This window comes from Veillonella parvula (assembly GCF_047241225.1).
GTDB lineage: Bacteria > Bacillota > Negativicutes > Veillonellales > Veillonellaceae > Veillonella > Veillonella parvula_O.
The window spans coordinates 635,677-658,254 of sequence record NZ_JBKTIE010000001.1 but is presented as its reverse complement, the minus strand read 5'-3'; the positions used below and the strand labels follow the sequence as shown (position 1 = coordinate 658,254).

Below are 22,578 nucleotides of genomic sequence, written 5' to 3'. Positions count from 1 at the left end.
ATAAAGAACAGGAAATTCTTACTTATATGTGGAAATATATAAGTATAGGAGAATACGCCCATGATTGTAAGTACGAGAGGAGGAATTATTATGAGAGAACAAGTTCAAGGTAGTGTATGGGACAAAGTATTCAAAATATCAGAACGAGGCTCATCCGTATCGAGAGAGTTATTTGCGGGAGCCACTACATTTCTTTGCGTTTCTTATGTATTAGCTGTAAATCCTGCTATTCTTGGCGCTGCCGGTATGGATGTAGGCGCCGTATTCACGGCAACGGCTGTTAGTGCTATCATTATGACATTATTGCTAGCTTTGTATAGCAATATGCCATTCGCCGGCTTATCCGGTATGGGTATCAATGCATTTTTTGCTTACACTATTGTGGTCCAAATGGGACATAGCTTTGCCTTTGCGTTAACGACTCAATTAATCGCAGGTTTAGCATTTTTACTAATCGCAGTTACACCGTTAAAAGAATATCTGTTTAATGCCATACCTCATACAATTAAATTGGCTGTAACAGCGGGTATCGGCTTGTTTATCGCTCTCATTGGTCTTAGTAGTGCTGGGCTTATCGTCAGCAATCCTGCTACTATTGTGAGCATTGGGGACTTACAGGCACCATCTAGCTTGATATCCATTTTGGGAATCATATTAATCGCCGTTTTTACGGGACGCAATGTAAAAGGAGGAATATTTCTAGCCGTTATCATTGCTGCGGTTGTTGGGTTCTTCTGTGGGATTACAAAGTTGCCGTCGACGATATTTTCTATGCCACCATCGTTGGCACCGATTTGGTTTCATTATGATATGAGCGAACTTTTATCTGTAGATATGGTATTTGTGGCCTTTACGTTCTTGTTCGTTAATTTATTTAATGTAGTGGGCGTATTGATTGGTCTTACAAATCAAGCTGAGGTGCCTCAAGATAAACAGTTGGGCGTACAAAGCTCTTGTATGAAAGTATCTGCATTAGGTACTATCATTGGTAGCGCACTAGGTACATCTCCTCATATCGTAGCTGTTGAATCGGCAGCGGGTATCGCAGAGGGCGGCCGCACGGGCTTGACTGCTTTAACCATTGCGGGACTCTTTATAGCATCTTTATTCCTGGCACCGTTACTCATGGTTATTCCTGTGGCGGCTACAGCGCCGGTACTCATCGTGGTAGGTCTATTTATGATGGCATCCGTTAAGGACATCGATTTCGGTGATATTTCGGAAGGACTACCGGCATTTTTAACCATTATCATGATGCCATTTGCTTACTCCATAGGTGTGGGGATCGAATGGGGTCTCATCAGTTATGTATTGATTAAGGTTTTGACTAGGAAATATCGAGATGTTTCCGGTGTCATGTATTTCTTGGCGCTCATTTTCATTTTGAAAGAAACCTATATGTAAGGAGGATCCTTATATGATACAATTTAATGCAAAAATTTCTCGACAAGCACAGGGGTTGGATAAGGCTCCTGTCGTATTGAAGGGGGCATCTGTTTTAAATGTATTCACCGATGAATGGGTAAAAGCGGATATTGCGATTCATGATGACACGATTATAGGTGTAGGAACATATACAGGTGAAATAGAATATGATTACAGCGGTAAATATATTGTGCCCGGATTTATAGACAGCCATCTCCATCTGGAATCCACCTTGGTGAATCCGAAAGAACTCGTATTTGAGGCCTCTCAAGTGGGAACGTTAGGATTTATTGTAGACCCTCATGAAGCCGGTAATGTAGCGGGTATTGCCGGTGTTGAGTACATGATCAATGAAACTGCGTCGGCTCAAGGTGATGTATATGTTATGGCTCCATCCTGTGTGCCTGCTGTACCAGGTGAAGATAATGGCGCTATTTTAGATGGCGATATGTTACATAAGCTACAAGCTAATCTACGTATCTTAGGATTAGGTGAAGTCATGGACTGTTATAGTGTTATCAATAGTGATCCTTACATGATGAAAAAGTTAGATTACTTTAAAGATACAATTATGGATGGACATATTATTGGACTTTCACCAGAGCAACTAGCAAGCTATCGTTTGGCAGGCATTACTACAAATCACGAATGTATTTCCTACGAAGAAGCAAAAGAGCAAGTTAAAAATGGGATTTATGTATGGATTCGTGAGGGCAGTGCGGCTCATAATCTAGACTCCATTGTGAAAGGGCTTGTAGAAGAGCAAGGAAATACGGAGCGTTATGGTTTCTGTACAGATGATAAGCATATTGAGGATATTCGTTCAGAAGGCCATATTAGCTATAATATTCGTCGTTCGATTGAATTGGGACTGACACCAATCCAAGCTTATAAAATGGCCTCCACTCATCCGGCAGCATGTTACGGATTAAAAGATTTAGGTGCTATTGCTCCCGGCTATAGTGCTAATCTTGTAATCCTCAATGATGAGCAACGCGTAGATATTCACGAAGTGTTTTATAAAGGAAAGCTGATTGAACGCGTTCTTATGAGAGAAGAGAAGGTTGTACCATCTGAATTACTCCATACGATTAATATAGGTACTTTCACAAAGGAAAAATTAGATGTTTCTATTGAAGGTCCACAAGCGATTATTAATATCGTACCTGGGCAAATAGTTACACAAAAAACTGTTGAAGAGGTTCCTGTTGAAAATGGACTGTTCAAGCCTAATGCTGAGTACAATAAAATTACTTGTATCGAGCGGTATAAAGCATCTGGTAGAAATGGTGTCGGTATTTTGAAAGGCTTCAATTTAAAAAATGGTGCTATTGCGTCATCCTTTGCACATGATTCACATAATCTGATTGTTGTTGGCGACAACGATGCAGATATGATGGTTGCTATTGAGCGTATTCGCGAAATTGGCGGCGGATATGTCATTGCTAGTGAAGGCAAAGTAGTAGAGGAACTAGCTCTTGAAGTAATGGGCTTAATCACAAATCGACCTCACGAAGAAGTAGATGCAAAAGTGGCTAAGATGAAAGATATTGCTTACGGTATGGGCGTGCCGAAAGGCCTAGATCCTTTTATTAATTTGAGTTTCCTTGCATTAACTGTAATTCCAGAAATTAGAATTACTACTACAGGTGTGATGGAGTTCTAGTGTTAAGTTTAATGAAAAGCTAATATAAAAAGGGGCTGTAACAGAATGTGGTTTTACCACATTCTAGTTGCAGTCCCTTTTGCTTTTATCCTTAAAACAGGATGAGTTTATTTAATTATAGCAAGCCTTGATTTTCCATCATATCTTTAATATCAAGTATGGTAGACTTACATACCACATCATAATCTAATGAACCAAGGAAGTCTGCAAATTTAGTGTCATCTTCATTTTTACAGTTTCCATATGGAATTTTACCAAATTTTTGATATGGCTCTAGAATGCGATTTCGTCTGTGCTTCCACGTATTATAATAAGGACCTTTGAATTTAGTCATAAAACCATTGCTATCGACTAATACAAAGCCTTCAGATTCATGGAATGAATTTAGTTCCTTATTTATAATGCCTTGGAGTTCCATCCATGGTAGAAACTTGTTGAACTGTTTTAACAATGGAAATCAAGTCAGTGTCATATTTTTGTAAAATCGTATAAAGTTCAGCTAATTTTTCTCTAGAGAATGGGACATCTATATGCTTACCATTTACGTCTAGAGTATTTTGAATCATATCGAGTACATAGAGATGGTCTTGGTCGTATTTAATGATATGAGTATCCTCTTGGCTAATGACTTCAAATATCATAGAACAATTATTACGTGCTAATAAATCTTTGATTTCTGCTTGTAAGCCTTCAGGCAATCTATGGAAGAGGTTTTTAAATAAATCCACATGTATACCCTCTGTTGTAGATTTAGAGGCAAATACTAATTCTTCGTTGATAACGCCAAGAATGGCAAGGTAACCATTTTCTTTCGTTCTAATTTCAACTGGAAAGGAGAGAGTATTAGCTAGATTATCTAACTCTGTTTCTGGGCGCTCACCAAGATTAAAGAATTTATTATAACTACGTAATTTCACATCTCCTGTAATTCGATCCACAAATAATCCACGAGCTTGTACTGTACTTTCATTCCATAATCGTTTATGAAATACACGAGAGGTAAAGTTCAAGGAATATAGGTTAGGGAAACATTGTTTTACTTTTACTAATTTTGAATTGCCAATAATATTAATATCTTCATTTTGTGTGAAGATGACATGTTGTGTCATATTTTGGAATTCATGGCGCATATAATCTTTATCATATACATCGTTTTTAATTCCATTTTTGGTGAAAGTATTAGCTGTAATATCAATGTATTTTAGTTCTCCACCAAACTCAACTTCTCCTTCCAAACAGAAGGAGTACTTTCCATCTGGAACACCACGATGACCGTGAATTTGAATGAAGTCCTGACACATGTTTTGCTCGTAATTAGTATCATAGATATTAGCGATATTTGTTTCGTAAGCGCCAAACCCATTAATAAAGGTTGAGGTAGCTATGAAGGTCATATTAGGCACATAGGAGATACCACCATGGGAAACTAAATATTTTTTGCTATGAAAGCTAAAAGGATAACATTGACGAAGTGATTTATAAAAGAGTCGCAGTTCTCGTTGAAGTGATTCCACTTCTTTTTTCGTCATATCCTTTACGATAGGTGCTACCACATCTTTCATAAAGCGTTTAGAACGATCTAAATTTGTATGAAATGCAAAGTTTGCAATATGTCGCTCGTGATTGCCTTCTAACATAATTGTATTAGGGAATGCGCTGAGACGCATCATTTCGTACATCATTTCTTTGTTTTCAATACCGCGTTCTAAATAGTCACCGCAGAAGATGTATAATGTTTTTTCATCCCACGGTGTAATAGCTTGTTGTAATGCGGTGTAGCAACCGTGAATATCACCGATAACACGCACTCGATCATATCTATTTGTTAGATTAACCGTAAAGTAATTGTTGATTTCATCAATAGAGTTAATTTTTTTACAAAACTTTGGTAATGTACTTGTTTTAATCATTTTGTACATACGATGAATGACTTGCTCTGGCACTCGTTTGTAATCGACGCGAGCCGCATTACGGGCCAAGCAATCCTCTAAGGATGTATCTGGTTCATAGTAATATACAGTATATTTATATTTGTTAAGCAATTCTTTGTAAGCATTAACAGCTTTAGATGTAGTGTGGGTAGCATCTAAGACGACAAAGTCGCCATTGATCATTCGTTTTTCTAAACAATCTAGTAGGAGCTTCCATGCTGGACCATTATCCTCTTGTGAAATATACCAGCCATTCTCACCAAGGGAAGGGCTACGTAAAAGCATACGGAAATGATCGGCTTCAAGGGTGTAAGCCTCAAGATTGTTATCACGAATCCACTGAGACTTACCACTAGCAGGAGCACCACGCATTAATAATAGTGTTCTCATAGTAATAGTCCTCTAATCTGCCCATAGGGCGTAATAATATATCTGTATAACAAACGAAAAATATTTTATGATTAAATAGAAAAGGCCATAAAAAAAAACAGTCTCAACGGATCCCCGAGAGACTGTCTTGCTTGCTTTTAAAATTATAAAGCGTTTACTTTAGCTGCAAGGTTAGATTTTTTGCGAGCTGCAGTGTTTTTATGAAGTACACCTTTGGAGGCTGCTTTATCAATTACGCTAGTAGCATGAACAAGTGCTTGTTTTGCTTCTTCTACTGCGCCTGCTTGAACAGCTTCAACGGTTTTACGAGCTGCTGTACGAATTTGAGATTTTACAGCGGCATTTTTCGCACGACGTTCAGCATCCGTTTTTACGCTTCTAATACTGGATTTAATGTTTGGCAATTGAGTCACCTCCTTAAAAATCGTTTCTTATACCTGAATGATTATATCATACCAAATATTGATACGCAAGGACTTTTCAGCCCAATATTTTCCTTAATGACATGATTTATAAAACATATTCTACTATTTATTTATGAAAGCATATATGTGGTTTTTAAAATTAAATTAATCATTCATTTTATAGTGTAACAATATATTAATTTTTATTTATGAAAGTTAAAAGGGTCCTTATGTTATAATGAAGAATAGAATTAAGTGAGGTGTCTTATGAAAAAATTAATGATTATAGATGGCAGCAGTTTGTTATTTCGCGCATTTTTTGCATTACCACCGTTGAAATCCGCTTTAGGAACACCAACGAATGCAGTATATGGCTTCTTAACGATGCTCATTAAATTGTATGAAGAAATTAATCCTGACTATATTGCCGTAGCTTTTGATAAAGGTCGTCAAACATTCCGTACTGAAATGTATAGTGAATATAAAGGAAATCGTCCAGATGCACCTGAGGATTTGCGTCCACAATTTACTTTAATTCAAGATGTATTAAAAGCATTGGGTATTTGTGTCATCGAAGAAGAAGGCTTTGAAGGGGATGATATTCTTGGATCTTTAAGTAAAAAGTTTGGAGCCCCTGAAATGGCTGTCCAAATTATTACAGGTGACCGCGATAATTTACAGCTTGTAACAGAACATAGTCATGTGTTCTTAACTAAAAAAGGTATTTCTGATATGTTAGAAGTTACTCTAGATAATATGGAGGAGCTTTATGGTTATGGTCCTGATAAGGTTATCGAAATGAAGGCGCTTATGGGTGACTCTTCCGATAATATTCCAGGTGTACCAGGCGTAGGTGAGAAAACAGCGCTTAAATTAATTACCGAATATGGCAATCTTGAATCTGTATACGAACATATTGAAGACATTTCTGGTAAGAAATTAAAAGAGCGTCTCGTAGAGAATAAAGAGTTAGCCTTTTTATCTCGTGAATTAGCAACAATAAAAACAGATATGGAGTTATCTTATAAAGTAGAAGATTTTGTACAAAACTTCCATACCTCTGAAGTACAGCCTTTATTTGAAACTTTAGGCTTCACTAAATTAACACCTCGCATTGTTCAAGTAATGGGGGGCGAGGAAGCAGCTTTTGGAGATCCAGGCTCATTATTTGCACCACAAGAGGAGATTTCCTTAGATGATTTAGCAGATGCTAAAGTATTAACAGTCGACTTCTATAAAGATAAAACGGTAGCAGTACATGTTATATTAGATGGAAAAACACCATTTAGAACGGTAACGAATACGTATCTATCTAATGGTGATACTATTGTAAAAACAGACGATACTAAAGCTGTTTTAGCTGTTTTACAAGGTGCTAAAGCCATCGTTACAACTCAGACCAAGGAGATTATCGAAGCCTTTGGTGCAGATGTGCCAGCTGAGATTTCTTTATTTAATGCTGATAAAACTGCTCGTGTTCACGATATGTCTCTCATTGCGTATTTATTAGATCCTACGCGTACTAATTATGGATATCTATATCTAACTGAGCGCTTCTCTGTACCTAGCATTGCTAGCGGTAGTGTAGATGTAGAATGCGTATCCATGGTGAAAGCATTACTCGCCATGAACGAAGCAGCTTGTGAATCTGCTCGTCGTGAAGAGTTATGGTCTTTATATGAAACGATTGAGTTGCCTTTGATTCATACTTTAGTAGTGATGGAAAAGAATGGTATCTATATCGATACAGAGAAGTTAGCGGAAACAACAACTCGTTTTAAAGAGGAACTAGCCCAAGTACAACAAGAGATTTATGAATTAGCTGGAGAAAATTTCAATATCAATTCACCTAAACAATTGGGTGTAATCTTGTTTGAAAAGATGAACTTGCCAATCATCAAGAAAACTAAGACCGGCTATTCTACAGATGCGGAAGTACTGGATATGCTTCGTCACGAAAGTCCGATTGTTGAAAAAATCTTGGCATACCGTTCTGTTGCTAAATTAGTATCTACCTATTGTGAAGGTTTGGCAGTTCTTATCAATGATAAGACTCGTCGTATTCATACGACTTTCAATCAAATGGTTACGGCTACAGGTCGACTTAGCTCATCTGATCCGAACTTGCAAAATATTCCTGTTCGTACCGAAAAAGGCCGTGAAATTCGTGCCTTATTCTATCCGGGTGCTGGATATGATACATTGGTGAGTGCCGATTACTCCCAAATTGAGTTGCGCATTTTAGCCCATTTATCTGGCGATGAAGCATTGATTAAAGCCTTTGTAGAAGGCAAGGATATTCACCGTTTTACTGCTGCAGAGGTGCTTGGTAAAGCTCAAGATGATGTAACTAGCGAAGAACGTTCTCATGCGAAAGCGATTAATTTCGGTATTATTTACGGTATTTCTGACTTTGGTTTATCTCGTGACCTTGGTATTACACGGGGTGAAGCTAAAAACTATATTGATCTTTATTTTAGCCGTTATCCTAAGGTTAAAGAGTATATGGATCGAATGGTTCAAGAGGCTCATGAAACAGGCAAGGTTCGCACTATGTTTGGTCGTCAACGCGAGTTACCTGATATTAATAGTCGTAACTTTAACCGTCGTTCCTTTGCTGAACGAACTGCAATGAATACGCCAATTCAAGGTACTGCCGCAGATATTATTAAGTTAGCCATGAACCAAGTGGAGCAAAAATTAGAAGAACAAAACTTTAAGTCTCGACTTTTATTACAAGTACATGACGAACTAGTACTTGAAGTGGTGAACTCTGAATTAGAAGCTATAGAGGAATTATTACGTAATACAATGCAATCTGTTGTAGAGCTACAAGTACCTCTTATTGTAGACGTACATCATGCAGAAAACTGGGCATTAGTAAAGTAATATATATTTATAATTAATAGAAGGTATATATGTTTAAAATTGGCTTAACTGGTGGCATTGCATCTGGCAAAAGTACAGTTCTTACATATTTTAAGGATAAAGGTATACCGTATATCGATGCTGATATTGTGGCTCGTGAAGTTGTAGAGCCTGGTACAAAAGGGCTAGAAGCAATTGTAGCTGCATTTGGAACCGATGTATTGCACGATGATAGGACATTAAACCGAGAAGCATTAGGGGCTATTATCTTTCACAATGAAAAAAAACGCCAACAACTGAATGGTTGTTTAAAAGAGCATATTCAAAATCGAATCATGGAGCTCACAGCTCATTATGAGGCACTACATACACCCGTTTTACTATATGATATTCCCTTACTCATCGAAGGGGAATGGTATACCATGATGGACGAGGTGTGGCTCGTATATGTGAATGAGTCGACTCAAATTGAGCGCTTAATGAACCGCAATGGATTTACCAAAGAGGATGCATTGGCTCGTATTAAGAGTCAAATGCGTCTTGATGACAAACGGACTTATGCGGATGTAATCATTGATAATAATGGTACACCTCTGGATTTAAAGGAACAATTAGATACCATCTGGAATGAGCGTATTGAATCAGCTCTATAAGAAAATTGATAATTGCCATTTTATGTGTCAAATTTGGTATATAAATAATAGTAATAAATGGTATAATAAGCCCATAAAACTTAGCATAATATTAGTTTAGCATTTGTTATATGTTAGATTTTGATGACTATTTTCAGTTTGTATGTAGAAAGGGGGATATATGAAACGTGCAACGGCAACGGCACTATCCTGTGTCGTACTAGGATGGTTTTATTTTACATATCTAGATGACCATTTCGCGCGTCAAATCGCGTATCCCTTTAACTATAAAGAGGAAGTTATAGCCGCAGCTGAGAAAGAGCAGGTACCTCCGTCTTTGGTGGCTAGTGTTATCTTAGCTGAAAGCAAGTATAAAAACACAGCGGAGTCTGAAACTGGGGCTCTTGGATTGATGCAACTCATGCCAGATACAGCTCGTTGGGTGGCACAACAAGTAGGACATGGCAATTATACAGATCGTCAATTAAAAGAACCTACTATAAATATTGAGCTAGGTACTTGGTATTTAGGTCATTTGCTGAAAGAGTTTAATGGGGATCAGGTGCTTGCACTAGCTGCCTACAATGCTGGTCGTGGTCATGTGGAATCGTGGATTCACGAAAATAATTGGAATGGAATGGTTGATACGATTCCATTTCCTGAGACTCGTAGCTATGTAAAAGCAGTCTTACAGTATCAAGAAAGATATGAGGCATTATATGGAAACGATTATTGAAGCTTGTAAAGCCTTAGACTATTCCTGGTTGCCTCAATCCATTGAAGGTTTTACACTAGTTACCTCTACTGAAAGTGACTATACAAAGTTAGCTAATCGTATTAGTGCTGGTGAAGACGTATTGAAGGTACCTATTTTCCACTATCAAAACGATTTGGGATGGCGTTGGTCTGCCTTGTATGATAAAGAGGTAGAGGACTATACAGTACATATAGAAATGCCACTATTTTCCTTTGTGGACATTTCTTTTGTGCGAGCCGATTTAGAGTCTTTTTGGACAGGGCTACAAGAACGATGTGTAAAAGGGTTAACCAATATGTTAATAGAACCTGCTAATAACTTTACTTTTACTTATCGTCGCCGAGGAATTCCTGAATGGGACTTCTCACAAGTTATGCCTGAGGAGTTAGAAGGTTTTGTACGCGATATTGATCCAGCCCATGCGATTCGCATGATTAATGGGTCTTTTATCATCGGCGAATACCGTAAGATGGACGAGTGTACAGGCTTACTATTGTATTATAATGAATTACGTGATGAATACTTTGCGGAACTTCGGTATAAAAGCTATCCAGAAATTGACCATCATTTAGATGCAAAAAATCTAGATGATTTAGCATTGTTATTGCGCGAGCATTTAGGTGCTATATTAAAAGGTTTGAATGAGCGCATTGATTAAAGTTTGGATAGATTTAACTATGCTATTTTTTGTCATTTTTTGTTTTTATAAAATGACTTATGTGGGATTGGTTTCTTTAATGCCCATTAGAAAACGTAGAATTTGTATATACGCAGTAAATGTGATATACTATATATGACTTTTATATAAATCTTTTAAAAGAGTGGGCGTATGTCCACTCTTTCATTTATGATTAGCTCAATTTTATAGTGTTTTTATCAAGAGATATATACAAGATGTAGTAAGTAAGGAGGCGATGGCTATGAAAAGAGAAGCAGTGGAGGAGTTTGTATCCTCTGTGGTTGAAGGTATTATAGCCGGCACCGATATGGAACTCGTCGATGTAGACTATGTACGTGAACGGGATTGGTATTTACGTGTCTACCTTGATAAACCAGGTGGTGTAGATTTGGATGACTGTCAGTTGGTGAGCGAAAAATTAAGTGCTGTCCTCGACGAAAAGGATCCAATTACGGAAAACTATTTATTGGAGGTATCTTCTCCCGGTCTTGATCGAGTTCTTAAGAAAGACAAGGACTTAGTTCGCTATAATGGCCGTGATGTAGATATTCAGTTGTTTAAGGCTATTAATGGTAGTAAACAATTTACTGGTGCATTACAAGGTTTTACAGACACAACTATCGAATTTACTATCAATGGTGAAAGCATGACATTTGAACGTTCTACCATTGCACAAATTCGATTACATCTTGATTTTTAATATATGGAGGCATACGAGTGAGTCAAGAATTAATTCAAGCGGTAATGGTGCTTACAAAGCAAAAAGGTTTTGCTCCTGAGGTTATTTTTGAATCCTTAGAGGCTGCATTGTTGCAAGCATATCGCAAAGAACCAACATCTAACCCAGATGCGTACGTTGTGATTGACCGCGAAACAGGCGTTTATAAAGTAATGGCTAAAAAACAAGTTGTGGAAACTGTTGAATTACCTGAAACAGAAATCAGCTTATTGGACGCTCGCAAAAAAGATAAACGTTTTGAGATTGGTGATGTAGTAGAAGTAGATGTAACTCCTGCCAACTTTGGCCGTAGTGCTGCCCATACTGCTAAACAAATGCTCATTCAACGTTTAAAAGAGGCTGAGCGGAGTGTAGTATACGAAGAGTATTACAGCCGTGAAGGAGATATCATCACTGGCGTTATTACTCGCGTTGAAGGTAAAAATGTATTTATCAATCTTGGTAAAACGGAAGCGATTTTGCCTCCAACTGAGCAAATTGTTACAGAAACATACCGTGAAGGAGATCGTATTAAATGCTATATCGTAGAGGTTAAGAAAACTACGAAAGGCCCTCAAATTATGATTTCTCGCACACATCCAGGTTTATTGAAACGTCTATTTGAGCTAGAGGTTCCAGAAATCTTTGAAGGCGTAGTAGAGCTTAAGTCTGTAGCTCGTGAGCCGGGGATGCGTTCTAAAATCGCTGTATATAGTCGTGATGAAAATATTGATCCTGTAGGTGCTTGCGTAGGTCCTAAAGGGCAACGTGTACAACATATTGTTGATGAATTACACGATGAAAAAATAGACATTGTAAAATGGGATGAAGATCCAGCAATTTACATTGCTAACTCCTTAAGCCCTGCGAAGGTTGTATCGGTAGATGTAAGCGAAGAAGAAAAATCTTCATATGTAGTAGTACCTGATTACCAATTATCTTTAGCTATTGGTAAGGCTGGTCAAAATGCTCGTTTGGCGGCTAAGTTGACTAACTGGAAAATCGATATTAAAAGTGAAACTCAAGCTGCTGAAGAACCTTTTACAGGTTTCGGCAATGCTGAGGATGGTGAATAGTCATGAAACCAAAATCCCAACCTATGCGTACTTGCGTAGGATGTGGTGAACCTAAGGCAAAACGAGAATTGATTCGCTTAGCCTTGAGTCCTGACGGCAATATCACTATTGATCGCAGCGGTAAAGCACCAGGACGTGGAGCTTATTTATGTGAATCCATGTCATGTTTTGAGCAGGCCTATAAGGCTAAACGATTAGAACGGTCCTTAAAGCATAGCGTATCTAAAGAGATATATGAAGCGTTACAACGTGATTTACAAGAGAATGAGTAATCACTGATATACATGAATGAAGATAAAATTTTAAATCTCTTAGGCTTAGCGCAACGAGCAGGAAAAGTTATTTCTGGTGATTTTATCGTAGAAAAAGCTATAAAGAGAAAGGAACCGAAATTAGTGCTTCTTGCTAGTGATTGTGCAGCCAATAATGAAAAGAAATATACTCAATTAGCAGAAACCCATCACATTCCACTTCACAGTATTGCCGATAAAGAGGCTTTAGGAACGGCCATTGGTAAGGAAGTTCGGGTAGTAGTCGCCCTACTAGATGATGGATTTGCAAAGGCATTACTTAAAGAGATTGATCGATAATAAGGGGGTATGTAGATGTCCAAAAAACGCGTTCATGAAATCGCCAAAGAGTTCGGCGTTGAAAGCAAGCAGGTCATTTCTATCTTGCAACAACATAATATTAATGTTACTAAAGCAGTTAATTCTGTAGATGATTCAGGTTATGAAATTGTAAAAAAACAATTAGGTAAAAAATCTGAAGCTCCTAAAGTAGCACAAAAAAAAGAAAAAAAGGTAGAATCGAAATCTGCTCCAACTGCAGCCCATAAACAGGAAGCTGCATCACATAAACAACAGCATTCAAATCGTTCTAACGAACAGAAAAAAGATAAACACAAACAAGCTGGTCAAAAACAAGACGATCAATCTAAACAAAAGGACCATAAAAAAGGCAATGTCCGTCATGTACAAATCTCTGAGCCTACACGCAAATCCGATGGTAAGCAACATGGTGGAGACCGTGCTAACAATCGCCCTAATAATACCCGCAATAATGATAACCGTAATAACGGTCGTTCTAATGATGTGCGTAACAATGACAGTCGAAACAACGATAATCGTAATAGCGACAACCGCAATAACGATAACCGCAATTCTAATAATGATCGCCGTAACAAGAAAAATAAAAAAGGTGGTAATAACCGCCCCCAATCCTTGTTATCTACATCTATGCAAAAAAAGAAAAATCGCGTAAAACATCGTAACGAGCAGTACCTACAACAAAAAGCAGAAGCTGAACGTAAAGCTGAAGCAGCAATTGCTACAGAAATTGAATTGAGCGGGCCTCTAACTGTTAAAGACTTAGCTGAAAAAATGGGTCGCGAAGTATCTGAAATCATCAAAAAATTGATGCTTTTAGGTGTTATGGCCAGCATTAACCAAGAGGTTGATGTAGATACAGCTACTATCGTGGCTGAAGAGTTCGGTGTAACTGTAACTGAAGTAGAACCTGAAGAAGACCCTACAGATGTTATTGAAATTGAAGATGCACCAGAAACATTAAAACCACGACCTCCTGTAGTAACTATCATGGGTCACGTTGACCATGGTAAAACATCCTTGTTGGACGTAATTCGTCAAACTAATGTAACAGCTGGCGAAGCTGGTGGTATCACTCAACATATTGGTGCGTACCAAGTTCGCTACAAGGATAATAAAATCACATTCCTTGATACACCAGGTCATGAAGCATTTACTGCTATGCGTCTACGCGGTGCGAAATCTACGGATATTGCAGTTCTTGTAGTCGCTGCCGACGACGGTGTAATGCCGCAAACTATCGAGGCTATTAATCATGCGAAGTCTGCAGATGTACCTATTATTGTAGCCATCAACAAAATGGATAAACCAGGTGCTAACCCAGACCATGTTAAACAACAATTGTCTGAACATGGCCTTTTACCAGAAGAATGGGGTGGCGATGTAATCATGGTTCCAGTATCTGCTAAACAAAAACAAGGTATTGATGACTTACTTGAAAATATCTTGCTCGTAGCAGAAGTTATGGAATTGAAAGCGAACCCTAACCGTAAGGCATATGGCGTAGTTATCGAGGCTCAACTTGATAAAGGTCGTGGTGCTGTATGTACTGTCTTGGTACAAAAAGGTTCTCTTCGTGTAGGTGATACAGTACTTGCTGGTACTGCATACGGTAAAGTACGTGCCATGACAAATGAGCGCGGTGAAAAAGTAAAAGTTGCTCGTCCATCTATGCCGGTAGAAATTTTGGGCTTCTCCGAAGTTCCACAAGCCGGTGAAATTATAAATGGTATGGATGACAACGAAGCACGTGCAATTGCTGAAAAACGTATTGCTAAGCAACGGGTTCAAGAATTGCAAGCTACACATAAAGTTACATTAGATGATATTTTCAACCAAATTCAACAAGGCGAGTTGAAGGATCTTAATATTATCATCAAAGCCGATGTTCAAGGTTCTGTAGAAGCATTGCGTCAATCTTTAGAAGGCATCAAAAACCCTGAGGTTCGTATTGTTATTGTTCATGCTGCAGTAGGTGCCATTAATGAATCGGATATCATGTTGGCATCTGCATCTAATGCGATTGTAATGGGCTTCAACGTACGCCCTGATGCTAATGTTCGACGTGCAGCGGAACAAGAAAAGGTTGACTTGCGTACATATCGTGTAATTTATGATGCTATCAATGACGTTGAATCTGCTATGCGCGGTATGTTGGCGCCTCAATTTAAAGAGGTTGTCGTAGGTCGTGCAGAAGTGCGTCAGGTTATTTCCACACCAAAGGCTATTGTAGCTGGCTCCTATGTAACAGAAGGTCGTATTACTAACGACTCTGAAGTTCGTTTAATTCGTGACGGCATCGTTGTATTTGAAGGTAAGGTTGATTCTTTACGTCGATTCAAAGACGAAGTTAAGGAAGTTAAAACATCCTTTGAATGTGGTATCTCCTTAGAAGGATATCGCGACATCAAGGAAGGCGACGTTATTGAAGCATACTTGATGGAAGAAATTGCACCTCAATTATAGGAGGTTTATATGAGTGATGTTCGTGTCAGAAAATTACAAGAATTTATCAAACAAGAGGTAAGTCAAATGTTGATGCGTGGGTTGAAAGATCCTCGCATCGGTTTTACCACAATTACTGATGTTCATGTAACAGGTGATTTGCGTGAAGCTACGATTTATGTTTCCTTGTTTGGTTCCGATAAGGAAAAACAAGATACCCTTATCGCATTAAAGCATGCGGCTGGACATATTCGTACCGAGCTTGGAAAGGTACTTAAATTGCGACATATTCCTTCCATCACTTTTGATAAGGATACGTCCTTGGACTATAGCATGCATATTGAATCCCTTTTGAACGAAATTAAAAAGGACGAAGAAACAAATTAAAACAAAGGATACAGAACATGAGTAAGATTACTATTAATCAATTACATATGGCTCTGTGTGAAGCTAATTCTATTATGCTAACCGTCCATGTTAGACCTGATGGCGATGCTATCGGATCCATGGTAGCCTTTTACGAAGCCCTTGTGGGTCAAGGTAAAACTGTATATATGGTAGTAGATGATGTAGTTCCTGAGAAGTACTCATTCTTACGGTATACGGACCACATCCATGATGTCGCCTATTTTGAAACTAATCCAGTTGATATTGATATGCTAATGGTTTTGGATGCTAGCACGTATGAGCGAATTGGCAAAGTAGGTGCACTTTGGAGTGCACCTATTTTTAATATAGACCACCATATTTCTAATACGGAATTTGCGGATTATCTATATTTAAAGCCTGATTTTGCTGCTACTGGTGAAATTGTCACCGACTTATGTACAAAATGGAATTGGCCTATCACTGAGTCTATGGGTATCGCGTTATATATGGCGATAGCTACGGACTGCGGTTTCTTTAAGTTTAGTAATACTACGGCGAATACCCTTGAGATGGCTGCTAAATGTGTAGCTGCAGGGGCTAGACCAAATGTTATTTCTGAAACCATAGAAGCCGTATCTGCCAGTCGTTTAGAGTTAACAAAACAAGTTATGCAAACTATCGAGTTTCATAAGAATAATACAGTTGCTACTATCGAACTAAATCGTGAGGCCATGAATATTCTTGGCGATGATACAGATGGTTTTGTAGACATTATTAGAAATGTTGATACTGTAGATGTGGCAATTTTATTAAAAGCAGAAGCTGATAATAGAACACGTGTAAGTTTACGTTCTAAAGGTATTGATGTGAACGCTGTAGCAAGCCATTTTGGTGGAGGTGGTCACATTCGTGCTGCTGGGTGTACTATTAATTTGCCGTTACAAGAAGCAAAACAGGCTCTCATTGAGGTGATTTAATAATGGATGGCATTTTACCATTTTTAAAACCTCCTGGTATTACGAGTCATGATGCCGTTGCTATTTGTCGTCGTATTTTAAAGGAAAAGCGCATTGGTCATAGTGGTACATTAGATCCTATGGCTTATGGTGTGTTACCTGTATTTCTTGGAAAGGCAACACGCCTTATAGAATACACGGAGGGTTTTGATAAAACCTATGTAGCTGAATGTAAATTTGGAACTTTTACAGATACTGAAGATAGTTCTGGACAAACTGTATTGCCAGATAATGATATGGTATTGCGTGATGGTGTTGTATTGAATCAAGTTATTCAATCTACAGAAATCTCAGCAACTATGGTTAAACCAACCTTTGAAGAACTGGTTAGTATCTTGAAAAAATTTGCAGGTATTCAGGACCAAAGACCGTCTAAGTATTCAGCTATTAAAGTAAATGGCATTCGAGCTTATGAATATGCTCGTAAAGGTATTCCTGTAGAACTGCCATTACGTCAAATTCATATTAAAAATATTGAGCTCATTGCTTATGGATTTCCTTTTTTTACGATTCGCGTGACTTGCTCAGGCGGGACTTATATTCGCTCATTATTACGCGATATTTGTATTGCTTTAGGTATACCTGGCACGATGACTTCTTTGGCACGTACTCAAGTAGGACCTTTTGAGATCAGTTCTGCTAAGATAGCTGAAGAATTAATGTTACATGGTGAAAGCCTTTTATTACCAACGGATACGGCGGTTTCTCATCTTTCAAAAGTGACTGTAAATAGTGTACAATTAAGGATGATGGTGCAAGGGAAGGAATTACCTATTGAAAGGGAATTTTCTTTTACCGAACCAGATAATTTTTATAGAGCCTATGGACCGAATGGTTTTATTGGTATTATGAAACGAACAAACCACACATTAAAAGTGGAAAAAAATATTTTTATTGAAGGATAAGTATGAAGCAAATACATTCGTTTGATGAACTACGTCAAATCAAAGATACAAAAGTATATGCCCTTGGTACCTTTGATGGCATTCATCGAGGTCATCAACGAGTTATACGTAAGACTGTTGAAGAGGCTACATCAGTCAATGGCGTAAGTATCATCATCACCTTCGAGCATCATCCGTTGACTATATTACATCCAGATAGGGTGCCTAAACGGGTGATTCAAGAAGAGATTATGGATACTGTGTTAGAAGAACTCAGCGTAGACTATATTTTGCGATTGCCTATGACTGAAGCACTACTTAACATGAGTGCAGATGAATTTTTACATGATCTTTGCACTGATATGAATGTGGAAGCCATTGTAATTGGTGAAAACTTTACTTTTGGTGCAAAAGGTCTAGGTAATCCAGAATATATGAAACAGGTGGTAGCAAATAAGAATATACGAGTTCTTGTGCAGCCCTTATTACCATGTGATGGTCTTAGTACGCCTATTTCTAGTACAGAAATAAGAAAGGCTATTCATGATGGACGTTTAGAAGATGCTAATCATTGGTTAGGTAGACCATTCCAATTTAAAGGCACTGTGATTAAAGGCGATCAACGAGGACGCACATTAGGATTCCCTACATTAAATCTTTTACTTCCTAATGAAATGGCTACACCTCCAGATGGAGTCTATGCTAATCGCGTGTGTATTGATGGTATTTGGTATGATGGGGTAGGTAATATTGGAGATAATCCAACCTTTAAAAATCAGTATCATAGATGTGAAGTGCACGTTTTTAACTTTGACCAGGACATATATGGAAAAGAAGTAATTGTACAATTTATTTCTTATATTAGAGGGGAAGTTAAATTTAATAACTTACAAGATCTTATCGATCAGATGAAGATAGATGAAGAACAGGCGCTAGCTATTTTAGCTAATGCATAAAAGGGGGTTCTCATGGATATTAAAGAAGCTCGAAAACAAATAGATAGTATTGACTCTGTATTAGTTACGGAGTTTGAAAAACGACTCACATTAATTAAAGAAATTGGTAAATATAAGGATGAACATCATTTGCCGCTTATTGATGAAGAACGGGATGATAGCATCGTTACTTTACATACTCAAAATTGTAAAGATCAAGTTTTAGCACCTTATGTTGAAAATTATATAAAAACTGTCGTTTCTATGAGTAATGAATTCTTGAAAGAACACATGCATAAGCATATTTTCCTTATTGGTATGCCTGGCGCAGGTAAGACTACTGTTGGTAAAGTTCTAGCTAAAGAGTTGGGGCGAGATTTTTTTGACTTAGACCAAACGATTCAAGACAAAGTAGGTAAATCCGTTCAAAATATCTATATTTACGATGGTAAAGATGCTTTCAGTGAATATGAATATAGTACAATCAAAGAATTAATTCATAATAAACCATCTGTCATTGCTACAGGTGGCGGCACTGTTACCTATGATAAAACTGTTAAATTGATGAGAAATAATGGTCTTGTTGTATTCGTAAACCGCGATGTAAATCATATTTTAGATGATTTGGATCTAGAGATTCGTCCGCTTGTAAAAGAAAGTATCGAATATATTTTTAATGTATATGAAGAACGATATCCTTTATATGAAGAAGTAGCACATATTAAAATTGGTAACGAAGGCAGTATTACCGATGCAGTGCAAGAAATTATTGAAGCTTTGCCGAATACGGAGAAATAATGGACGCCATACGAGGATTTGTATACCGAACTATATATGAGAATACACAACGTACATATTGCGTGTTTATCCTAAAAGATTATAATGAGGAATACATTACTTGTACTGGCAAATTTGAGTCTCCTAAAGAAGGGGAAGACATCGAAGTACGGGGCCGCTATGTAGAACATGAAAAGTACGGCCGCCAATTTGATGCGTGCAGTATTGAAAAGTTAAAACCTGATAATATGGGTGCTGCCAAGACTTATTTGTTGAATCTAGGAATAAAAGGTTTTGGTGAAAAATCCGTAGAGAAGGTACTAGAATATTTCGGTATTCGTATTTTAGAAATTTTACGGGAAGAACGTCCAGAAGAGATTAAAGATGTTCCAGGTCTCCGAAAGAGTGTTAAGGATGAGCTATTCAATACCTTACTTGGTGAAGGTATTTTATCCGATTTAAATCATTTTTTTGAATGCCATCACATTTCATCGAAATGGAGTCGTATTGTATATACCTATTATGGTGTGCAGTCCGTCGCAGTTATAGAGGATAATCCTTATACATTATTACATGTAGCACCGGATATGCTCTTTGGTACGGCCGATACACTAGCAGAGCATCTTGGTATTAATGGTAGTGATACACGTCGTTTAGAGGCTGGTTTAGAATGGATTCTACGTAGTTTAGATAATCAAGGTCATACATGTTTACCAGTAGATCAACTTATCGGTCGACTTGACGATTTATTACAAACTGATGTAGATGATATTGCGAACTTTATTGAAAGCCTGCTGGAACAAGGTGCACTGTATAGTACGTATTATGAAGATATCTTATATATCTATCCGCCAGAGATGTATGTTTCTGAAGTGGAAGGTGTCCACTATACTCGTGAGTTTCTATTAGAAGCTGATCCAATAGCATTAGATATTTCTAGTTTTATTGAAAAGTTTGAACGAGACAACTACATTACCTTTGGTGATGCTCAAAAAGAAGCTATACAGCTCTCATTTTTTGAAAAGTTTTCTCTTATAACTGGTGGTCCTGGTACAGGTAAAACAACTATCATCAAAGCACTAGTAAAAGGTTTCCAACTCGGTGGATTGGGGCGCATTATACTTTGTGCTCCTACGGGACGTGCTGCAAAGCGTCTGACCGAGGCCACTGAGTTTGAAGCTACTACAATTCATCGTCTATTGGTACCTGTTCAAGGTAGTGACTCCTATGACTTTACAAAGAATGAAGATGATCCTCTAGATATAGATGTTATTATCATCGATGAAGCATCTATGCTTAATGTGCGTTTATTCTATTCTTTGATGGCTGCTATTCCAAAGGAAGCCCATGTCATTATTGTGGGTGACGTAGATCAATTACCACCTATAGGTGCTGGGTTCGTATTAAAAGATTTATTAGATAGTGATTGTGTGCCCTATACACGACTTAATCAGATTTATCGTCAAAGCTCTGGTAATACTATCGTTGAAAGTGCTTACGCAATTAACCGTGGTGAAATGCCTAACCTGGAAGGTGTGAGTGAAGAGTTTTCTTTTATTCCTGTTAAATCTTATGATATGATGATGAAAGCCATCATTGATGTATATAAACGTGAACAAGAGACGATAGAGGATGAATTAGATATTCAAATTATTTCTCCTATGCGCCGTGGTGAAGCAGGTAGTATATTGATTTCACAATATGTACAACAAGCCGTAAACCCTCCAGACAGCTATAAGGGAGAAGTTCGTGTCAATGGTATTACGTATCGCGTTGGGGATAAGGTTATTCAAATTCTCAATGATTATGAGTTAGAAGTGTTTAATGGCGAAATTGGCGTTATCTATGCTATTACGCGGACCGATATTTGTATCCGATTTATCCATAAAGAGGTCCGTCTACCTATCGATGAAGCACATATGATTATGCCTGCTTATGCTATTACAGTTCATAAGAGTCAAGGTAGTGAGTATGGTGTAGTTATTATTCCATTTGTTCCACGTTATGGTGGCATGTTACAACGTAATTTGTTGTATACTGCTGTTACACGGGCAAAGCGTAAAGTAATCATCGTTGGTACTACGAGCGCAGTTGAACGTGCTGTGCGTACTGTTAATGCCGATGAACGTTACACATTGTTTAAAGAACGACTACAAGGGAGATGTGATTCGTAATGAGTCTTTGGGATTTCCTATTTCCACCTGTATGCCCTCACTGTGGTGCACCTGTGGCAACACAAGGGGATTGGTGTAAAGCTTGTTTTACAGATTTATTACATATTCGTCATATACCACATAAATTTTTACACTATGTAGATGATGTATGTGTGTTGGCCGAATATCGTGGTGGTCTAAAGTCTATGATTTACGATGTAAAATTTAATGAAAAAAAGGAGCAGTCCAAAGGGGCCGCTCCTTTTTTAGTATCGTACAACTTTTACATGAAATATAATGAGTCTAACATTGTGAACAGTAATTGTAAAATTATGTATGATTATATTGTTCCCGTACCATCTAGCGAAAAGAAAAAAGCTAAGAGAGGATATAATCAAGTAGATTTATTTTTTCTTGAATGGGCTCATTCTTTATGGGAGATAGATAGAAAAAACTTTAAATGGTTAGATTGTATATACAAGTTTGATACTTCTCGAGATATGTGGGGATTAACAAATAAAGAAAGACATCAAAATATTGATGATGCTTTTGTTATACGCGCCGATTACAAGGATATTGATTTGACAAATAAGAATATTTTAATCGTAGATGATATATATACTACAGGTGCTACAATTGAAGCCGTAGCAAAAGTCTTGCAAAAGCATAACGCTTTACGCGTTGATGCCCTTACGCTAGCTAGTGGTAGTTTCTAATCTTTACTATTAAATGTAGGAATATAATATTTGATTTTATAGTAGCATTATAAAATGTATTCATATCAAATTATGGCGATAATGTTTCTAAAAGAAATAGTTAACTTAGTATATAAAAAGCGTTCACCT

Annotated in this window: 21 protein-coding genes; 18 read left to right on the top strand and 3 right to left on the bottom strand. The window is 37.6% G+C overall.

The features are described 5' to 3' along the window. The first annotated feature begins 90 nt into the window (after positions 1 to 90). Together ACLRYO_RS03095 and ade are read left to right on the top strand one after the other, a co-directional pair. Positions 91 to 1,404 carry an NCS2 family permease gene (locus ACLRYO_RS03095; RefSeq protein ID WP_278457488.1) on the top strand — a complete coding sequence of 438 codons (1,314 nt, stop codon included), beginning with the start codon at positions 91 to 93 and terminating at the stop codon, positions 1,402 to 1,404. 13 nt (positions 1,405 to 1,417) lie between these two features. Then, entirely contained in the window at positions 1,418 to 3,091 is a 1,674-nt protein-coding gene (ade, locus tag ACLRYO_RS03090) for an adenine deaminase (protein ID WP_278457489.1), read from the top strand. Between the two features lie 115 nt (positions 3,092 to 3,206). Here ade and ACLRYO_RS03085 read toward each other — a convergent pair whose 3' ends face one another. The 3 genes from ACLRYO_RS03085 to rpsT form a co-directional block, all read right to left on the bottom strand. After that, positions 3,207 to 3,509: a hypothetical protein gene (locus ACLRYO_RS03085; RefSeq protein ID WP_278457490.1), complete on the bottom strand. Its 303-nt coding sequence runs from the start codon at positions 3,507 to 3,509 to the stop codon at positions 3,207 to 3,209. After that, the gene (locus ACLRYO_RS03080; RefSeq protein ID WP_413084661.1) at positions 3,484 to 5,412 is read right to left on the bottom strand and encodes an RNA ligase; all 1,929 of its coding nucleotides are present in this window, start codon (positions 5,410 to 5,412) and stop codon (positions 3,484 to 3,486) included. The genes ACLRYO_RS03085 and ACLRYO_RS03080 overlap by 26 nt, the downstream gene beginning before the upstream one ends. Positions 5,413 to 5,555: 143 nt before the next feature. Then, positions 5,556 to 5,816 (bottom strand): 30S ribosomal protein S20, encoded by a 261-nt coding sequence (gene rpsT, locus ACLRYO_RS03075; RefSeq protein ID WP_004692998.1) that lies wholly within the window; start codon positions 5,814 to 5,816, stop codon positions 5,556 to 5,558. A 267-nt stretch (positions 5,817 to 6,083) separates the two neighbouring features. Here rpsT and polA point away from each other — a divergent pair, with 267 nt between their 5' ends. The 16 genes from polA (at position 6,084) to ACLRYO_RS02995 (ending at position 22,449) form a co-directional block, all read left to right on the top strand. Beyond that, on the top strand, positions 6,084 to 8,705 hold the full coding sequence (gene polA, locus ACLRYO_RS03070; RefSeq protein ID WP_278457492.1) for a DNA polymerase I: 2,622 nt from the start codon (positions 6,084 to 6,086) through the stop codon (positions 8,703 to 8,705). Positions 8,706 to 8,734: 29 nt separating this feature from the next. After that, positions 8,735 to 9,337: a dephospho-CoA kinase gene (gene coaE / locus ACLRYO_RS03065; RefSeq protein ID WP_021148058.1), complete on the top strand. Its 603-nt coding sequence runs from the start codon at positions 8,735 to 8,737 to the stop codon at positions 9,335 to 9,337. A 160-nt stretch (positions 9,338 to 9,497) separates the two neighbouring features. Then, entirely contained in the window at positions 9,498 to 10,052 is a 555-nt protein-coding gene (locus ACLRYO_RS03060; RefSeq protein WP_012864253.1) for a lytic transglycosylase domain-containing protein, read from the top strand. Further along, on the top strand, positions 10,036 to 10,731 hold the full coding sequence (locus tag ACLRYO_RS03055) for a hypothetical protein (RefSeq protein WP_278457493.1): 696 nt from the start codon (positions 10,036 to 10,038) through the stop codon (positions 10,729 to 10,731). The genes ACLRYO_RS03060 and ACLRYO_RS03055 overlap by 17 nt, the downstream gene beginning before the upstream one ends. A 262-nt stretch (positions 10,732 to 10,993) precedes the next feature. Continuing rightward, positions 10,994 to 11,452, top strand: coding sequence for a ribosome maturation factor RimP (rimP, locus tag ACLRYO_RS03050; protein WP_012864255.1), 459 nt, complete (start codon positions 10,994 to 10,996; stop codon positions 11,450 to 11,452). Positions 11,453 to 11,469: 17 nt separating this feature from the next. Next, a complete protein-coding gene (gene nusA / locus ACLRYO_RS03045) occupies positions 11,470 to 12,546 on the top strand; it encodes a transcription termination factor NusA (protein ID WP_012864256.1) in 1,077 nt (358 codons plus the stop codon). A 2-nt stretch (positions 12,547 to 12,548) separates the two neighbouring features. Continuing rightward, positions 12,549 to 12,818 (top strand): RNase P modulator RnpM, encoded by a 270-nt coding sequence (gene rnpM, locus ACLRYO_RS03040; protein ID WP_021148062.1) that lies wholly within the window; start codon positions 12,549 to 12,551, stop codon positions 12,816 to 12,818. A gap of 12 nt (positions 12,819 to 12,830) precedes the next feature. Then, on the top strand, positions 12,831 to 13,136 hold the full coding sequence (locus ACLRYO_RS03035; protein WP_278457494.1) for a L7Ae/L30e/S12e/Gadd45 family ribosomal protein: 306 nt from the start codon (positions 12,831 to 12,833) through the stop codon (positions 13,134 to 13,136). A gap of 15 nt (positions 13,137 to 13,151) precedes the next feature. Then, positions 13,152 to 15,620, top strand: coding sequence for a translation initiation factor IF-2 (gene infB / locus ACLRYO_RS03030; protein WP_077708369.1), 2,469 nt, complete (start codon positions 13,152 to 13,154; stop codon positions 15,618 to 15,620). Positions 15,621 to 15,629: 9 nt separating this feature from the next. Beyond that, entirely contained in the window at positions 15,630 to 15,986 is a 357-nt protein-coding gene (gene rbfA / locus ACLRYO_RS03025) for a 30S ribosome-binding factor RbfA (RefSeq protein WP_012864260.1), read from the top strand. A 17-nt stretch (positions 15,987 to 16,003) separates the two neighbouring features. After that, a complete protein-coding gene (locus tag ACLRYO_RS03020) occupies positions 16,004 to 16,945 on the top strand; it encodes a DHH family phosphoesterase (RefSeq protein ID WP_278457495.1) in 942 nt (313 codons plus the stop codon). Between the two features lie 2 nt (positions 16,946 to 16,947). Then, positions 16,948 to 17,889, top strand: a complete 942-nt coding sequence (gene truB, locus ACLRYO_RS03015; protein ID WP_278618055.1) for a tRNA pseudouridine(55) synthase TruB — start codon at positions 16,948 to 16,950, stop codon at positions 17,887 to 17,889. A 2-nt stretch (positions 17,890 to 17,891) separates the two neighbouring features. Beyond that, positions 17,892 to 18,824, top strand: a complete 933-nt coding sequence (locus ACLRYO_RS03010) for a bifunctional riboflavin kinase/FAD synthetase (protein ID WP_278618057.1) — start codon at positions 17,892 to 17,894, stop codon at positions 18,822 to 18,824. A 12-nt stretch (positions 18,825 to 18,836) separates the two neighbouring features. Continuing rightward, positions 18,837 to 19,601 (top strand): shikimate kinase, encoded by a 765-nt coding sequence (locus ACLRYO_RS03005; protein WP_278618059.1) that lies wholly within the window; start codon positions 18,837 to 18,839, stop codon positions 19,599 to 19,601. Continuing rightward, positions 19,601 to 21,754 (top strand): ATP-dependent RecD-like DNA helicase, encoded by a 2,154-nt coding sequence (locus tag ACLRYO_RS03000; RefSeq protein WP_278618061.1) that lies wholly within the window; start codon positions 19,601 to 19,603, stop codon positions 21,752 to 21,754. Before ACLRYO_RS03005 ends, ACLRYO_RS03000 begins: the two co-directional genes overlap by 1 nt. Beyond that, positions 21,754 to 22,449, top strand: coding sequence for a ComF family protein (locus ACLRYO_RS02995; protein ID WP_012864266.1), 696 nt, complete (start codon positions 21,754 to 21,756; stop codon positions 22,447 to 22,449). The genes ACLRYO_RS03000 and ACLRYO_RS02995 overlap by 1 nt, the downstream gene beginning before the upstream one ends. Positions 22,450 to 22,578: the final 129 nt, after the last annotated feature.

Bases quoted from the DNA above. Each gene is read 5' to 3' on its own strand.
- ACLRYO_RS03095 (WP_278457488.1), top strand. From the start codon at position 91: ATGAGAGAACAAGTTCAAGGTAGTGTATGGGACAAAGTATTCAAAATA.
- ade (WP_278457489.1), top strand. From the start codon at position 1,418: ATGATACAATTTAATGCAAAAATTTCTCGACAAGCACAGGGGTTGGAT.
- ACLRYO_RS03085 (WP_278457490.1), bottom strand. From the start codon at position 3,509: ATGGAACTCCAAGGCATTATAAATAAGGAACTAAATTCATTCCATGAA.
- ACLRYO_RS03080 (WP_413084661.1), bottom strand. From the start codon at position 5,412: ATGAGAACACTATTATTAATGCGTGGTGCTCCTGCTAGTGGTAAGTCT.
- polA (WP_278457492.1), top strand. From the start codon at position 6,084: ATGAAAAAATTAATGATTATAGATGGCAGCAGTTTGTTATTTCGCGCA.
- coaE (WP_021148058.1), top strand. From the start codon at position 8,735: ATGTTTAAAATTGGCTTAACTGGTGGCATTGCATCTGGCAAAAGTACA.
- ACLRYO_RS03060 (WP_012864253.1), top strand. From the start codon at position 9,498: ATGAAACGTGCAACGGCAACGGCACTATCCTGTGTCGTACTAGGATGG.
- ACLRYO_RS03055 (WP_278457493.1), top strand. From the start codon at position 10,036: ATGGAAACGATTATTGAAGCTTGTAAAGCCTTAGACTATTCCTGGTTG.
- rimP (WP_012864255.1), top strand. From the start codon at position 10,994: ATGAAAAGAGAAGCAGTGGAGGAGTTTGTATCCTCTGTGGTTGAAGGT.
- rnpM (WP_021148062.1), top strand. From the start codon at position 12,549: ATGAAACCAAAATCCCAACCTATGCGTACTTGCGTAGGATGTGGTGAA.
- ACLRYO_RS03035 (WP_278457494.1), top strand. From the start codon at position 12,831: ATGAATGAAGATAAAATTTTAAATCTCTTAGGCTTAGCGCAACGAGCA.
- infB (WP_077708369.1), top strand. From the start codon at position 13,152: ATGTCCAAAAAACGCGTTCATGAAATCGCCAAAGAGTTCGGCGTTGAA.
- rbfA (WP_012864260.1), top strand. From the start codon at position 15,630: ATGAGTGATGTTCGTGTCAGAAAATTACAAGAATTTATCAAACAAGAG.
- ACLRYO_RS03020 (WP_278457495.1), top strand. From the start codon at position 16,004: ATGAGTAAGATTACTATTAATCAATTACATATGGCTCTGTGTGAAGCT.
- truB (WP_278618055.1), top strand. From the start codon at position 16,948: ATGGATGGCATTTTACCATTTTTAAAACCTCCTGGTATTACGAGTCAT.
- ACLRYO_RS03010 (WP_278618057.1), top strand. From the start codon at position 17,892: ATGAAGCAAATACATTCGTTTGATGAACTACGTCAAATCAAAGATACA.
- ACLRYO_RS03005 (WP_278618059.1), top strand. From the start codon at position 18,837: ATGGATATTAAAGAAGCTCGAAAACAAATAGATAGTATTGACTCTGTA.
- ACLRYO_RS03000 (WP_278618061.1), top strand. From the start codon at position 19,601: ATGGACGCCATACGAGGATTTGTATACCGAACTATATATGAGAATACA.
- ACLRYO_RS02995 (WP_012864266.1), top strand. From the start codon at position 21,754: ATGAGTCTTTGGGATTTCCTATTTCCACCTGTATGCCCTCACTGTGGT.